This window comes from Marinococcus halotolerans DSM 16375 (assembly GCF_000420725.1).
GTDB lineage: Bacteria > Bacillota > Bacilli > Bacillales > Marinococcaceae > Marinococcus > Marinococcus halotolerans.
This window is the reverse complement of record NZ_ATVM01000006.1, coordinates 73579-89112: the sequence shown is the minus strand read 5'-3', so window position 1 is coordinate 89112 and position 15534 is coordinate 73579. Positions and strand designations below refer to the sequence as shown.

16 protein-coding genes are annotated in these 15534 nt (G+C 49.7%); 3 read left to right on the top strand and 13 right to left on the bottom strand.

Annotation, left to right across the window (positions count from 1 at the left end; genetic code table 11):
* Positions 1 to 81 precede the first annotated feature (81 nt).
* Both G548_RS0106455 and fdhD read left to right on the top strand, forming a co-directional pair.
* Entirely contained in the window at positions 82 to 1521 is a 1440-nt protein-coding gene (locus G548_RS0106455) for an alanine/glycine:cation symporter family protein (protein WP_022793337.1), read from the top strand.
* A 146-nt stretch (positions 1522 to 1667) separates the two neighbouring features.
* A complete protein-coding gene (gene fdhD / locus G548_RS0106450) occupies positions 1668 to 2480 on the top strand; it encodes a formate dehydrogenase accessory sulfurtransferase FdhD (protein ID WP_022793336.1) in 813 nt (270 codons plus the stop codon).
* A 17-nt stretch (positions 2481 to 2497) separates the two neighbouring features.
* Here fdhD and G548_RS0106445 read toward each other — a convergent pair whose 3' ends face one another.
* The 9 genes from G548_RS0106445 to G548_RS17485 form a co-directional block, all read right to left on the bottom strand.
* Complete coding sequence (locus G548_RS0106445) at positions 2498 to 3154, bottom strand: MOSC domain-containing protein (RefSeq protein WP_022793335.1); 657 nt, start codon at positions 3152 to 3154, stop codon at positions 2498 to 2500.
* 34 nt (positions 3155 to 3188) lie between these two features.
* Positions 3189 to 4109: a DMT family transporter gene (locus tag G548_RS0106440; RefSeq protein WP_022793334.1), complete on the bottom strand. Its 921-nt coding sequence runs from the start codon at positions 4107 to 4109 to the stop codon at positions 3189 to 3191.
* Between the two features lie 122 nt (positions 4110 to 4231).
* Positions 4232 to 4876: a DUF4396 domain-containing protein gene (locus G548_RS0106435; protein ID WP_022793333.1), complete on the bottom strand. Its 645-nt coding sequence runs from the start codon at positions 4874 to 4876 to the stop codon at positions 4232 to 4234.
* A 110-nt stretch (positions 4877 to 4986) separates the two neighbouring features.
* Positions 4987 to 6219, bottom strand: a complete 1233-nt coding sequence (locus tag G548_RS0106430; RefSeq protein ID WP_022793332.1) for a CynX/NimT family MFS transporter — start codon at positions 6217 to 6219, stop codon at positions 4987 to 4989.
* Between the two features lie 125 nt (positions 6220 to 6344).
* Entirely contained in the window at positions 6345 to 6869 is a 525-nt protein-coding gene (locus G548_RS0106425) for a 5' nucleotidase, NT5C type (protein ID WP_022793331.1), read from the bottom strand.
* 59 nt (positions 6870 to 6928) lie between these two features.
* Positions 6929 to 8020, bottom strand: coding sequence for an NAD(P)-dependent alcohol dehydrogenase (locus tag G548_RS0106420; RefSeq protein WP_022793330.1), 1092 nt, complete (start codon positions 8018 to 8020; stop codon positions 6929 to 6931).
* Positions 8021 to 8073: 53 nt separating this feature from the next.
* Positions 8074 to 9297: a dicarboxylate/amino acid:cation symporter gene (locus tag G548_RS0106415; protein WP_022793329.1), complete on the bottom strand. Its 1224-nt coding sequence runs from the start codon at positions 9295 to 9297 to the stop codon at positions 8074 to 8076.
* Positions 9298 to 9394: 97 nt separating this feature from the next.
* Positions 9395 to 9910, bottom strand: a complete 516-nt coding sequence (locus tag G548_RS0106410) for a GNAT family N-acetyltransferase (RefSeq protein ID WP_040880741.1) — start codon at positions 9908 to 9910, stop codon at positions 9395 to 9397.
* A 5-nt stretch (positions 9911 to 9915) separates the two neighbouring features.
* Positions 9916 to 10689 carry an NAD-dependent epimerase/dehydratase family protein gene (locus tag G548_RS17485; RefSeq protein WP_022793327.1) on the bottom strand — a complete coding sequence of 258 codons (774 nt, stop codon included), beginning with the start codon at positions 10687 to 10689 and terminating at the stop codon, positions 9916 to 9918.
* Between the two features lie 140 nt (positions 10690 to 10829).
* On the opposite strand from G548_RS17485, the gene G548_RS0106400 reads away from it, so the two are divergent.
* Positions 10830 to 11291, top strand: coding sequence for an OsmC family protein (locus G548_RS0106400; protein ID WP_022793326.1), 462 nt, complete (start codon positions 10830 to 10832; stop codon positions 11289 to 11291).
* 28 nt (positions 11292 to 11319) lie between these two features.
* Here the strand turns inward: G548_RS0106400 and G548_RS0106395 are convergent, their stop codons facing one another.
* The 4 genes from G548_RS0106395 to rhaI all read right to left on the bottom strand — a co-directional run bounded on the left by G548_RS0106395 (position 11320) and on the right by rhaI (position 15493).
* Complete coding sequence (locus G548_RS0106395; protein WP_022793325.1) at positions 11320 to 11892, bottom strand: thioredoxin family protein; 573 nt, start codon at positions 11890 to 11892, stop codon at positions 11320 to 11322.
* Between the two features lie 45 nt (positions 11893 to 11937).
* Positions 11938 to 12687, bottom strand: a complete 750-nt coding sequence (locus G548_RS0106390; RefSeq protein WP_022793324.1) for a sugar phosphate isomerase/epimerase family protein — start codon at positions 12685 to 12687, stop codon at positions 11938 to 11940.
* Between the two features lie 98 nt (positions 12688 to 12785).
* A complete protein-coding gene (locus G548_RS17480) occupies positions 12786 to 14276 on the bottom strand; it encodes a rhamnulokinase (protein WP_022793323.1) in 1491 nt (496 codons plus the stop codon).
* Positions 14273 to 15493: an L-rhamnose isomerase gene (gene rhaI, locus G548_RS0106380; RefSeq protein ID WP_022793322.1), complete on the bottom strand. Its 1221-nt coding sequence runs from the start codon at positions 15491 to 15493 to the stop codon at positions 14273 to 14275. Before rhaI ends, G548_RS17480 begins: the two co-directional genes overlap by 4 nt.
* Positions 15494 to 15534 lie beyond the last annotated feature (41 nt).

The following is a 15534-nucleotide window of genomic DNA, read 5'->3' as shown; positions in this document are numbered from 1 at the left end:
TACAGGAATTCCTTGAAAACAGTGTCGGAGAGCCTTTGAAAAATGTATAATAGATGCAACCTTAATTGAAGGAGGATACATATGGGAAATTGGTTAACAGCCGATACTTGGTTTTATAACCTTGTAGGATCTCTCAGTGACGTGATCTGGAGTTACTTGTTAATCGCACTTTTACTTATTCTAGGCGTTTATTTCACTATCCGTACCGGCTTTGTTCAGTTCCGGATGCTTAAAGAAATGTTTGTTCTGTTATTCAAGGAAGGGACCGACCGTTCCGGTTTTAAAGAAAGAAAAGGCACGAGCGCCTTTCAGGCATTTGCGATCAGTACCGCTGCCCGTGTCGGCACCGGGAACCTTGCCGGGGTAGCCCTTGCCATCAGTGCCGGCGGACCTGGCGCTATTTTCTGGATGTGGGTCATCGCTATTATCGGTGCCGCTACCGGTTTTGTGGAAAGTACGCTTGCACAGATGTATAAGGTAAAGGATAAAGACGGCTTTCGCGGCGGACCAGCCTATTACATGGAGCAGGCGCTGAACGCCCGCTGGCTCGGGATTATCTTTGCTGTTTTGATTACGCTTTGCTTTGGCTTTATTTTCAACGGCGTGCAAACCAACACAATTGCTCAGGCGTTCAACGGCGCTTATAATATCCCAACGGTTTACGTCGGGATTGCTATCATGCTTTTAATTGGTGTCATTATTTATGGCGGTATCCGACGTATCGCAGTAGTAGCTGAAATTATCGTTCCAATTTTCGCTTCGCTTTACGTTATTGTAGCCGTCATCATTATGATTATTAACATTGCCGACGTTCCCCAGGTGTTCGGGCTGATTTTCGGTCAGGCCTTCGGGATACGCGAAGTTGCCGGCGGGACAGTCGGAGGCGCTCTCATGCTCGGTATCCAGCGCGGTCTTTTTTCCAACGAGGCTGGTATGGGTAGTGCGCCGAACGCGGCAGCGACAACGTACGTGAGCCACCCGGTTAAGCAGGGTCTCGTTCAGTCTCTCGGCGTTCTGACGGACACGCTCATTATCTGCAGCGCGACAGCGTTCATCATTCTGCTTTCCGGTACGTACGCAGACGCCGGGGCAAACATTGAAGGCATTCAGCTGACCCAGCAGGCACTTGCTTTCCACCTGGGAGGCTGGGCGCAGACATTCGTATCGCTTGCGATCTTCTTCTTTGCCTTCAGCTCTCTGCTCGGGAATTATTACTACGGAGAAGTGAACGTGGAATTTATTTCTCCCAAACCCATTTACGTTCAAATCTTCCGCGTCTGTTTCCTGTTGTTCGTTCTTTTAGGTGCAGCAAGCGGCCTCGAGCTTGTCTGGGCAATGGCCGACCTTTTTATGGGCTTAATGGCAGTCGTCAACCTTATAGCGATCGCCCTGCTTGGTCATATAGCTGCAGCTGCCCTCAAAAACTATATGAATCAGCGCAAACAAGGCATTGATCCAGTCTTTTACAATGACAGTATCCCGGGACTCAAAAATTTAAAAGTCTGGGGTAAAAAACGATAACTCCGCTCCATCCGGCCTGCATCTTTTAAAAAGGATGCAGGCTTTTTGTGCATTTTTTTCTGTATATTCCGTCTCTCATGGTACGATGAAAATATAATCACATAATTATCCTCCGTGCCGGGCACGGGTTTGAAAGGAGCACGCCTATGTCAGACCGTTCCACCGCCATCCAGCCTGTCGTCTCCTATTCGCCGGAAGAGGGGCTTTACGCAGCAGAAGACCAGGTTGCCCTGGAAAAGCCGATGACAATTGTCGTAAATGAAGAAGAGTTCGCGACGCTTGTATGCACCCCCACTCACATTGAGGAGCTCGTCGTCGGATTTCTCGCATCCGAAGGAGTTATCTTATTTTACCGGGAGATTGAGTCGGTTTCTCTCGACGATGACCTGGGCTTTGTCTACGTTTCCATCAACTCCAACCGGGTTAAGGAAGCCTCTTTTTACTCCAAGCGCGTGATTGGTTCCTGCTGCGGAAAAAGCCGACAGTTTTATTTTCAAAGCGATGTCCAGACAGCGAAAACAGCTGTGACCAAACGCACACTCACACCGGAGCAGTGTCTCGGATTTATGAAGGAGATGCAGGATAACAGCGTCGTGTTCAAAAATACCGGCGGCGTGCATAACGCTGCCATCTGCGATACAGAAGGCATCATCGTCGACCGTTCTGACATCGGCAGGCATAATGCCCTCGATAAGCTGTACGGATACTGTTTGATGAACGGCATCCAGGTTCGCGATAAAGTACTTGTTTTCAGTGGGCGGCTAAGCTCGGAAGTACTGACAAAGGCGGCCAAAATGGGCATGGGTATTATTTTATCCAAATCTGCCCCGACAAACCTTGCGATCCGTCTTGCAGACGACTTGAACATTACAGCTGTCGGGTTTATCCGCGGCTCCACCTTTAACGTTTATGCGCATGCCGAACGAATCAGCGCCGACGTTCCCTCTGCGACAAAATAAGCACCGGCCCTTATGGGTCAGTGCTTATTTTTTAGCTTATTCAGCTTTTTGTGCAGGGACTTTTTCCATTCCTCTGAGAGGGCAGCACACTCCAGCGCTTCTTCAACTTCTGCCGGATCTTCTGAATGATAGGTGATCCGGTTTACGCCAGCGACACTTAACGAGGTCGTTCTTGTTTCCAGATGCAGCGGCTGACGTTTTTCTACGTTACCCGCCTGGCGCACCCGCAGATAATAGCCGGAATAGCTTGTTTCCCGAACGTAAAGAGGCAGTTTTTTAATGCCGTGGCGTTTCGCAATTTTATAGCAGGGCTCCCGGGGCTGGCTGATTTCCACGACTGCTTCTCCCCAACGGAAAACATCGCCGATCATCACATCCTCCTCCACCCCGTTCTGCACCGTAATATTTTCCCCAAACCCTCCGTGCGGCAATGCTTCCTCGAGCGTTCTGTTCCAATATGCGTAATGCTCCCACGGATATACACAAACTGCTTTCTCCGGGCCTCCGTGACTCTTCTTATCGGCCTGTTCATCTCCCTCCAGGCCGGTCTTCGATAAATACAGGGACTCTTCGGAACGCTTTGTTTTATTAATAGCCGAGAATACAGGCTTTTCTTTTTCAGCTGATATGTCCTCCGGCTTTCCCGTAAACCATTCCATTACGCGGATGTTCATGCGCTCGCCCTCCTATAATAGTATACATTGGTTTTTAAGACTGACGGTTTAAAGAAGCTTTTCCCATTATTCTGCCCACCAGTGTATCACCGTAAACCGTAGCAATAATCGCCACAAAAACGAGCACAATGCCAAAGGTCTGCCAGAGCGTAAAGGAATCACCAAAAACGGCCACGCCAATTATAATCGCCACCACCGGCTCGATAATGGAAAGAATGGAGGCCCGCGAGGATTCCACATGAGTGAGGCCGGCTGTGTATGCTACATAAGCGACCGTTGTCGCTGCCACCGCAAGTCCGATGCCGTTCCACCATACCCCGGGCTCCGTAAAAGCTTCCGCCTTTTCCCACAGGCGGCTTGCTGGAAGTAAAAACAGACCGCCGAGGATCATGGAATAGGTCGTGATGGTAAGCGGATGATACCGGCTGCTTAAAAACTTTCCAAAAATACTGTAGAGCGCGTAAAAGAAACCAGAAGCAATTCCGAACAGGACGGCTGCAGCAGCGATACTGTCAGATCCAAGTGGAATCAGCCCCACGGCATACATGCATCCGGTAATCATAATCACAAGCGCCGCTATTTTTCCCGCCGTCAGCGTTTCCTTAAAAACGAATTTAGCAATAACGGCCACAAACAACGGTCCTGTGTACAGCATCACCACTGCAAGAGAGATACCGGAGACCTCCATCACGGAGAAAAAGAAAAAGTTAAAAAAAGCAATACTGATAATCCCCGTGCCGACAAACAGCGGCAGATCCTGCCAGCGGATACGCAGCAGGCTTCTCTCCACAATACTTAAAAACAGGGTAATAATAACCGCTGAAAAAATCAGGCGGATGCCCACTACTTCCCACGGCGTGAATCCATATGTATACAGGTTTTGTACAAACAGCCCCGTTGTACCCCACAATGCCGCCCCCGCCAGGACGAGCAGATAAGCTAACCGTGCCGGCATGATCCTCTCTCCTTTTGTATGCTTCACTGCATTATTTATATGAACTAAGCTTATCATATCCCACGGCCAAGCTGACAAAATCTGCATAAAAAACAGAAGACCATATGGCCTTCTGTTTCTTTTTACATCGCATGCTTGATGCCTTTGTCGACGAGCCACCAGTTCACCGGATAGCTGGTTAAAAATCCGATCACCATCGCGATCTGCATCATAAACCAGAAGGTCGGGCCGGCCGGACTCGGCGGAGTCGCAAAGAACACAAAATGAACGAGCGCCATAAAACCAAACATGCCGATCTGGTACGCGACAAGCGACAGCGTGTCCGCCTTGGCGGCCTGTTTGATGCCATGGCTTTTGCTCATGTTTTCATGCATTGGCAGGATGGACGCCAGCTGAAAGAAAATCCCGAACGTGTAGGCGAGGATAAATTCCACGATATAATCGGCAAACAGCCGGGTCCCCGCAATTGTCCAGCCTAACGCCACGACGATTGGAATACCTACGATATCCCCAAGCGCGCACCCGGCACCGCAGTGACTGGTGGATGCCACCGTGGACTGCCACATCGGCTTGTCGCCGTGGCCCTTCCGGCCGATATAGTAATAGAAAGCCAGGCCGAGCGGCCCGGAGTAAAGCACGGTGAGCGGCCAGACAATATTCATCACCATCATCGGCTGCGGATTTTTCCGGACGTCTACGATCACGATCGCGGTAGAAATGAATGCAGCTGCCAGTGAAACGACCGCAATAATGGAAATCGTGTCCATCGTGTTTCCCCCTTTCTTTTTATTCCATTGATATCGATACCCCGTAACCGTATATTTTACACATCTGTGATACATAAAAAAGACTTTCCTTGCTGGAAAGCCTTGTCTGTTTATACTTCTTTATTACGGCCGGCGCCCATACCGGCGCCTACCTGCAGAATCGAAACTATCATTAAAATAAGCAGTGCAGGCATCCATGTTTCCCAGGCATCAAAGGAAGCTCCTACGAGGATCGGCCCGAGCGCAGCCATAAAATAACCTACCGACTGGGCCATTCCGGATAAATCTGCAGCCCGCTGCGGCGTCGAAGCGCGGATGCTCAACAAAGCAAGCGCCAGACTGATGCTTCCGCCCTGCGCTAGACCGATAAACAGCACCGCGATCGTGAGCATGAACGTTGATGTATTTGTCATAAGCAGCACCAGGCCGAGCACCGCAACTACACCGATCACGACAATAATCCCCTGCTGATTACGGAATCTGCCGGCAAGAATCGGTGTTAAAAATGTAGCCGGAAGACTTGCGATCTGCATAAGGGCCACAAGCCAGCCCGCAGCTGCAAGCGGCATGTTTCCAAGGTTATTTAAAATATCCGGCAGCCAGGTGATGGTCACGTAAAACCCGATGGATTGAAGGCCCATAAACAGTGTCACCTGCCAGGCAAGCGGCGACTTCCAAATGGATCCTTCGGCCTTGCTTCGCTCCACCGCCCTCACGCGGCCCGGCATCTGCAGCTGCCTGTTTTTCAGCACAAATCCCCAGCACAGCACCGCTGCTATCGCGGGGATGACCCAGAACAGGAGCGACCACTGCCACCCCAGCCCGGCGCCAATTGCAAGCGGCACCGAAACTCCTGACCCGATGGCGGCCATTAATACCATTGTAGTTGTGTAAATACTGGTCATTACACCGACGTTATGTGGAAATGACTCTTTAATGACGCCGGGCAGGAGCACATTCAGCATCGCAATGCCTGCTCCTACAAGCAGACTCCCGGAAAACAAAAATACAGCCTCGGGCACGTAGCGCATGACAATACCCGCAATGAGTACAATAACACCAACCATCAAAGCCCGCTGGTGCCCGATTTTTGATCCGATTTTTGGGGCCAACGGCGAAACTGCCGCAAATGTAAGCAACGACAGCGTCGTAATCAAACCAGCCGTTCCTCTTGTCAGGGAAATATCCTCCCGGATTAACGGGATTAACGGGCCGACGCCTGTTAATGCCGGCCGGAGATTGACCGCGAGCATAATGATTCCGGCAAACAGAAGGGCAAGCTGTGCTGTTGATAGATGCTGTCCCCGCTGCCGCAGTCTTTCTCCTGTCTGTTTATTCTGCATGCTTCTCTCTCCTACGAACGCTTTTCATATTGGTTTACTCTACATCCTTTTTCATTGTACAACAACCTTTCTCTGCTTTTCTTCCTGTCGGCGCTTCGATTCTCAATTTCGGAACAAGAGATCCTTTATGTTAAAAAATAACGCCGAATGTCTTCCCAGTGATCAACTCTTGTATAAGAAGTGTCATAAATATTATGCGGAGCCGTATACAAAATCCCTTTGCCGGCAAAACGTTCGAAGTGCCTGGCGTTATCATCTATCAAATAATCTGCATGAATGATACTTTTATCACCGCAGAATACAAAATTCATGTCTCCCAAAAAAGAAAGATTATGTTTCAGCCACTCATATTTTGCCGCAAATGATGGTGGAAATTCCATCGCTGCTGTCGTAATAAACACTTCATACTGTCCGGCAAGCTGTTCGATTACTTCCGGTGCCCCCTCCATGACCTGCAGATAACGAAAAAAAGACGGCTCGTAGAAATAAGCTTTAATCTCATCATGAAGCTCCGGGTGCAGCGCTTCAAGCTTCATACCTTTGAGGTCTTCAGCGGTAACACTGTGCCCGTAATCCTTATTAAACCTATGTAGCAGCGTGGGCAGCGTATTTACCGTTACTTCATCCATATCAATCGCTATTCGTTCCATGTGAAACCTCCTTTTTTACATTAAGAAGAAGCCGCGCATATCTGCGCAGCTTCCATCTGCTATTCAAATGTGATTACTGGTTTGATCGTTTTACCTGCTTTCATATCTTCAAGGGCCTGCTCAAGATCTTCAAATGGATACATGGTGATCAATTTATCGAAAGGAAATTTGCCCTGCTTGTAGTATTCCACAAGCATCGGAATGAACAGCTTCGGCACGACATCTCCCTCCACGACACCTGACATGGTGGCGTTTGGCACGATGAAGTTCTGATGGACGTGAAATTCGGTGTCCGCACCGGCACCAACGACGGCCGATTCTCCCTTGTAGCGGAGCACCTCCATCGCCTGCTTTGCCAGAGCAGCTACTCCGGTGGATTCAAGCGCGTAATCTGCCCCGCCATCGGTCCACTCCTTCACTTTTTCAACCACGTCTTCCTTTTTACCATTGATCGTATGCGTTGCTCCGAGCTCTTTCGCCATCTCCAGACGTTCTTCATTGACGTCTACGGCGATGACCTGCAGGGCTCCGGCGAGATGTGCGGCCATAACGGCACTCATACCGACTCCTCCGCAACCAAAAACGACTATCGTATCGCCGACGCCTACGTTCAGGCGGCTGAGAACCGTTCCTGCACCAGTCTGGACACCGCAGGCTAAAGGGCCAAGCAGACGGATATCTACATCACTGCGTACTTTTACCACATTATTGACGGGCGTCACAGCGAAGGTGGCAAGCGAACCCTGCCCGAACAAAGAAGACACTTCACTGTTTCCACTGTGAAGACGGCGGGTGCCGTCGTTCATCGTGCCTCCGAAGTTTAAGGCATTAAAATTTTCACATGCCCCGGGATGTCCTTCCCGGCAGTTACGGCACGTTCCGCAGTGCGAAAATGTGATAACCACGTGGTCGCCGGGCTCTACGTCCTGGACTCCGTCACCGACCTTTTCCACTACGCCTGCTCCTTCATGCCCTAAAGCAATCGGAAGCGGTGTCGGGATCTCCTGCTGCTGCACGCCGAGATCGGTATGACAAATGCCGGCTGCAGCAATTTTCACTCTCACTTCTCCTGTTTTCGGTTCATCGAGTTCTGCTTCTGTATGCTGAATGGCGCCAGCTTTTTCACTGACCACCGCTGCCTGAATTTTCATTGTTATCCCTCCTGCTTCGTTCTTCCCTGTAAAATACAAAGGAAAACCAAGGTCTAGAAGTGGACATTCATCCAATTTTTACCTTCTAGATACCTTGCCACAAGCATACTTGAAACATTATCGCCCGCAACATTTACAGTCGTCGCGGGAGGATCAACAACAATACCAATGGCAGTAATAATAGGCAAGGCTTCGATAGGCAGGCCATAAAGCGTAACAATCATAATTTCTCCAATAAACCCTCCGCCGGGCACCCCACTCATCACCATTCCGCTTAGCAGGGCAATGCCGATAGCAGTTAAATATGTATCTAGGCCGGTAAATTCCATTTGAAAAACACCGAATACAAAAGCTATTTTTAATATGGCGGATAAGCAGGAACCATCCATATGAATGGTAGCGCCGATAGGAAGTATTGTTTCTCTTATATCTTTTGGCACACCGGCATTTCTGGCTGCATTTAAATTCACCGGCAGAGATGCTACGCTGCTGGCTGTACCAAGTGAAGTTACTGCAGGTGCAAAGATATTTTTCCAAAAACGTCTGAAGCCCTGCCTTCCTCCAGCCACCCACGCATAAAAAGAAAAACCAACAATAAAATATAAAATAGCGACTGGATAATAAACTGCTACCGCCTTAGCATATTCACCAATCAATTGGGGGCCGTACTCCCCTACCAATGCTGCAAAATACGCCCCTAACCCAATTGGTGCGTAATAAAGAACCAGAGCCACTATTTTCATGAACACTTCCGAGCCGCTCTGTAAAAAACGGGCAAATGGCTTTCCAGCTTCCCCCGATAAACCTGTAGCCACGCCAACAAGCATTGCAAATATAATTAGAGCGAGCATATTTTCAGTTGAAAAGATATCTATAAAATCAGACACTGTGAATGTTTCTACAAGCTGATCAGCAAACGAGCCCTCTTCCTCCTGCTGAGATGGCTGCTCTTCGCTCACACTTACGTTTTCTGCAGGAGGAAAAACTACAACAGCTGCCAGCATAAGGCAGGAAGAAATAATGCCGGTTATAATAAAAACAATCATCATTGAACCCAGAATACGGCCGAGCCGCTTCACCGAATCCATGACCGCTACGGCTGAAGCAATGGAGAAAAATACCAAAGGCACTACAATAGTAAACATCATATTTAAAAACAAATCACCGAGTGGCTGGACTACCATGGCGTCTTCGCCCCAAACAAAACCTGCTATGCTTCCAATGATAATAGCAATAAGCATAATTACCGGAAACCGGTATGCTTTCCAGGATCCCATGCTCTCACTTCCCTTCCATTTAAACTTTGAGATAATAAATAATATTATTTATTATACGGAAAGCTGAAGTGGAAAACTATGGAACTTTAAATATTTTTTAATTTTTTAAAAAACGAACCATCCAGTGCTCGTCCTCGTATTCGTCTGCTGTTTTCATCGCTTCTTTTTCTGTTGAAAAAACAGAAAAGCCGCAGGCCTCGTACAGTCGAAGCGCAGGCTTGTTTTCACTCACAACGGTTAACTGCACCTGTTCGACTCCGTCTTTATCTGCCTGCTTCAAAGCAGCTTCTACGAGTAGGCTTCCAAATCCGTGTCCCTTGAAGGCAGGCTTTACATACATAGCCAGAATCGTCGCCTTGTGCTGAAGCTTCTGCATCTGCATCGGGAGCAGGGTGATGACACCTGCAAGCTCGTTTCCCGCTTCGATGCCCCATGTAAAAGACTGGCTCCCCTCCAGCCTTTCTTTATATTTCCGGACCAGGTCCGGATTCTGTCTTTCCTCTTCCATGGTTGAAGCAAAAGCCTCCGGACTCTCCTTCAAAGCCTGCATCCGAAGCTCTGCATATGCTTCAGCGTCTTCGCCCCCTAAAACCTTCAGCTCTGCTTCCTGCATTCGTCTCACCGTCCGTTCTCTTTTCCGAAGTCCTTCGCCGTAAAGTCTCCTCCTTTTTTCGGATGGCTCCCTGCCTCCACTTCACCGGCGTAATCCTCTGCATTCTCCCCTGGCTCGTAGCCAATCTCTTTTGCCCGGGTGTTTTTAAATTTCGCCCGGGTGTTGTTTGAAATACCGTAAACAATCAGATACTCAGGCAATGCGCATGTGAGCGCTGCTTCAAATAAGCGTTCTGCATCACGGGGACTGAACCAGTTTTCCAAATCATGTTCGGACGCCGGCCGGTCCTGAAAATTACAGATCCGCACCCCAATGCCTTTCAACCCAAATTTATCGTGATAATAACGCCCGAGCGCTTCCCCGTAAGCTTTACTGACTCCATACAGCGTGTCGGGCCGCACTGGTGAGGCTTCGTCCACCCATTCGTCCGCCGGGTAAAAACCGACCGCATGGATACTGCTCGCAAAAATCAATCGTTCGACGCCTGCCTCGGCTGCTGCCTCCATCACGTGAAACGTACCTGTTATGTTCACCTGCTCAATTGATTCAAAGTCCACCTCAACCGGGATACCTCCCAGATGGATAACCGCATCCACCCCGTGCATCAGCTCGCGGACCTCCGCTTTATTCGTAATATCTGCTTCCATGAACGTTTCTTCGCTTGTTAAATCCTCCGGAGCTTTCGCATCTGTCAGTACAATGTCAAAACGCTTCGATAGATAGCTTCTGAGTACGGTACCGATCGTTCCTGCCGCTCCTGTAAGTAATACCTTCTTCATGTGTAAGCCTCCCGTTTTATCGCATACTCTTCCATAGACCTTTTCCTTTTATTTGAAACCTGCTGCAGGCAATTTTTTTGCTTTTCCTTTTTTTATTTTTTATCCTCAGGGAAAGACTTTTTATAAAGAAGGGATAAGTTATGGCTATCGAACAATTCCATTTAACGGCGGATTGGCCCGGCGGCCGCAATGCCGTCGGCTCCATTGATGCCGGCCAGCTGAAAACGGATATTTCTATTCCCAGGGAAATGGACGGGCCGGGGATTGGCACAAACCCTGATGAAATGCTCCTGGGCGCTGCAGCCACGTGCTATATCATCACGCTCGGTGCCATGCTTGAACGAGCAGAGCTTCCCGTAGCCTCTATGGCGCATACGAGTGAAGGCCTCGTGGATGTCACAAACGGCGTGTTCACGTATAAAGAAATCATCCATCGCCCGGTGATCACCCTCGAAACCGACGCTTCCGACAAACAGATGGAAAAAGCGCAGAAGCTGATTGAAAAAGCGGAAACAGCCTGTATGATTTCCCGGGCCATCCAGGGAAACGTGGAGCTTACGCTCGAACCAACGCTCGGCCGCGCAGAAAAAGCCCGTACCTGAAAAGGCACGGGCTTTTTTATGAGGATCGTCAGCACTGCTCGAGCAGATTAGTGAGTTCGTATACGACCAGCTTTTGATAATCGGCGTCGTCACCGTATCTCGAAAAAATACTTTCGTATGCTGCTGAGCGTTCATCTGCGTACGTTTCATCATTTTCTGTCAGGCCAAGGCTTTTAAAATGCTTCATCGGCTCCTGGATAAAGGCGGGCCTCGGCCCCCAGCTGAAATAAACCTTTCCATGTTCGTCAGAAACGACCACTTTTGGCACCGATGTGCCTCCGAGGGTCCGGAATTGATCGATAAAATCCGGATGTTCCTCCTGAATAAACACTTCCACCGGGACGCCGGCTTTTCGCATCACTTCCACAATTACCGGAAAGTTCCGGTGCACGTCCCCGCACCAGTCGGAGGCGAGAATAGCGCAGTGCAGGTCATCCCGCGACTGCAGGGCGAGCAGCTTATCCTCCGGGTGATGCTTCCAGGAAAAAGCAGCCTGCCAGGGCTCCATTTTCTCCCGGTACGTGGGGCGCATGCGTTCAACAAAATCGTCTACGGCCAGACCCTGGCCTGTTTTATCTGAAATATCAAATGCGGATGGCATAATTATCGTCCTCCTTGATAGTTCTCTACCTCGGCTGCCGTTTCTTTAAACAAATGTATTCTGAATATAATCCATGCTTATACGTACGCTTTCCAGCGGTTTCCGCCGCGAAGCGTCCTGCTCCACGATCTGCCAGGAAGCCCCGGATTCCTCTGCTTCTTTCATAATAGCTTCAATATCCATTTTTCCTTCGCCTAGCTCAGCAAAAAATTCCTCGCCGTCTGCAGTCATATCTTTAATATGCACAAGTGAAAGCCGGTCCCTGAGCCGCTCCATCCAGACAAAAGGATCTTCCCCTGCCTTCTGTACCCAGTATGTATCAAGCTCCACCTGCACGTGCTCCGGTTTCATTTCCTCAAGCATTACTTCAAACGGCAGGCGCCCTTCAAGCGCAAGCAGCTCAAAATCATGGTTATGATACGAAAATGTGATGCCTTCCTTCCTGCACGCTTTTCCGATCCTGTTTAGTTCCTTTGCCGTCTGCTTATAGGCTTTCAGGCTCGAGCGTTTTTCTTCATCGAGATAGGGGCACACAATGTGGCGGCATCCAAGCGCCAGATGCTTTTCTATTACCCCGTCCAAGTCATCCTGCAGCTCCTCAAACGGCACATGGCTTGATACTATCTGCAGGCCAATATTTTTCATCGTTCCCGCGAGTTCCTCCGTACCGAAGCCGCCGTTCTGGCCGGCCAGCTCCACCGCTTTGTACCCCATGGTCCTTACCTGCTGGAGCGTACCGATAAAATCCTCTTCAAGCTCGTTTCGAAGCGTGTAAAGCTGCAACGCGATGTTCATAGCTTCATCTCCTTTTGGTAATCGTTTACATATAGTATATACGGTTTTACTGTTCTATACAAAAAGTCCCCGGACCAGAACTCCGGAGACCTTTCTCATTACGCTTTTTTTGCTTTGGATAAACCGTTTCCAAGCCCTGTCCTTTCACAAAACAACTCATATTCCGTATTCCACGCAGCGTGCTCTTTCGGGGAAAAGGCGTTTACTTCTACTGCTTTGCGAATATATTTGCGCGCCTCGTGGCGGTTTTTAATTTTTCCCGCCGCGGTCAGCTGCACCGTAATATTACCGAGGGCACTCGCTTCCTTCGGTCCGGCCCACACGTTACGCCCCAGTGCGTTCGCTGTAAACTGGGAAAGGTAGGTGTTTTTAATGCCGCCTCCCACCATGTACAGTCCGGAAAAAGACTGGCCGGAGAGCTGCTCCGTGCGCTCGAGCACATGCCGGTATTTCATGGCGAGACTCTCCATAATGCACCGCACGATTTCCCCTTTGGTTTCAGGTATTTTCTGGCCGGTCTTGCGGCAGTACTCCTGAATTTGGGCAGGCATGTCTGCCGGATGCAGAAACTGAAGGTCGTCCGGATCAATATAAGACTGAAAGGCCGGTGCCTCTTCCATCTGTTCAAGCAGCGCTTCATGGGAAGCATCATCGCCGCGCCAGGCGCGCCGGCACTCCTCGAAAATCCACAGCCCCATAATGTTTTTCAGCAGCCGGAAGGTCCGCTCCACGCCGCCTTCATTGGTGAAATTCCATTCAAACGCTTCTGGAGTTGTATTTGGTTCTTCGATCTCTGTGCCCATCAGCGACCACGTACCGCAGCTCAAATAAGCAAAAGAGGAGGATTCTGCGGGAACCCCGGCCACCGCTGCCCCCGTGTCATGTTCAGCACTTGTATACACAGGAATTGCCGGCACCTGCAGCTCCTGCTGCAGATCTTCACGCAGTTCTCCCACCCGTGTGCCCGGCATCACCACATCAGCCATCCATTCCCTGGGGATTCCGATGGCCTTTAACAGATCTTCGTCCCAGTCCATCGTCCGGGGGTTAAACAGCTGAGTAGTGGTCGCATTTGTAAATTCGCTCTTCATTTCTCCTGTTAAAAAATAGCGCAGCAGATCAGGAATCATTAAAAGCGTCCGCGTTTCCTTTAAAACAGGGGAGTTGGCCTGCACCATCGCTTCAAGCTGATAAATAGTGTTAAATGGCAGAAACTGAATGCCGGTGTGTTCAAAAATAAACTCCTTACCGATACGCTCCGTTACCTGCTCCATCACCCCGTCTGTATGAGCATCGCGGTAATGGTACGGGTGACGCAGAAGCTCTCCGTCTTTTCCTACACAGCCGAAGTCGACCGCCCAGCTGTCGATGGCGATGCTTTCAATGTCCTGCCGCTCTTCGTAAGCCGCACGAATGCCTTCCTTCAACTCGTGAAAAATACGGTAAATGTCCCAGTGAAACCGGCCGTTTACCCGTACCGGTTCATTTTTAAAACGGTGCACATCCATGGTTTCGAGACGCCCGGCTTCGATCCAGCCAAGCACGGCTCTTCCGCTGCCTGCCCCTAAATCGAACGCGAGTACACTCACCAGCTGGCACCACCTTTGCCGCGGGAGAGGATTTTTTCTCCGTAGCCGCTGGCGTGATAAGCGTCCATCGGCTTCACCGAAGCGCCCTTTTCTTCACGGAACGCTTCGAGAAGCGGTGTAACATCAGCTTCAAAGGCGGACCGGATCGCGCGTTCGGCCCCGAGTACATCCTGTTTTTCCTGAGCGGTCCTGAGCTCCTCCAAATTCACCAGGCACGCCTTGGCATACATTGTCTGAACGTTTTCAATTGAACGGATCATGGCCGGAATTTTCGGTTCCAGGTTGTGGCACTGGTCAAGCATATACGCGATGTTTTCTGCGTTTTGACGAACTGCCGGGTCCGGGTCTTCCTCAGCCTGCACAATCTGCTGAAGAATCAAGAATACTTCATACGGATCATGGGCACCGACAATAAGATCGTCATCTGCATATTTGCGGCTGTTAAAGTGAAAACCGCCCAGCTTCTGCTCATCGAGCAGGTATGCCACAATGTGCTCAATGTTAGTCGCCTGCGGATGGTGTCCGGTATCCACCAGCACTTCCGCTTTGCTGCCAAGTTTGTTGGCTGCGTTAAATGCCATACCCCAATCTGCAAAATCAGTATGATAAAATCCCGGTTCGAAAAACTTGTATTCAATCAGCATGCGCATCGAATCATCCATCGCATCATACATGCTTTTCAGCCCTTCAAGCATCCAGTTTTTCCGCTTTCGAAAGTCCGCCTGTCCCGGATAATTGGTGCCGTCGGCAAACCAGAGGCTTAACACATTAGAGTCTACTTCCCGGGCGATGTCAATGCATTCAAGCAGATGATCGAGCGCCTTCCGGCGGATCGACGGATCAGTATTGGTCAGGCTCCCGAATTTATAATCGTCATCCTGAAACAGGTTTGGGTTCACTGCTCCAATACTTACATCAAGACTTTGTGCGTGCGCTTTCAAATCTTTGTAATTATCCACTTTATCCCACGGAATATGAATCGCCACTGAAGGGCTTGAACCAGTGTGCTTGTGCACCTGGGCGGCGTCCTCTAGTTTTTCAAAAGGATCGCGGGGTATGCCTTCCTGCTGGAATACTTTAAAACGGGTGCCGGAATCTCCAAAGCCCCAGGAAGGGGTTTCGACCTGCAGCTTCTGAAGCTTCTTTTTCACTGCTTCGAGGTCAATGCCCCTTGCCTGCTGCTGTTCTTCGAATAATGTATAATGACGATCACTCATGTGTTATCCTCCTATCTCTATTTCAAAAACGGACCGCACCA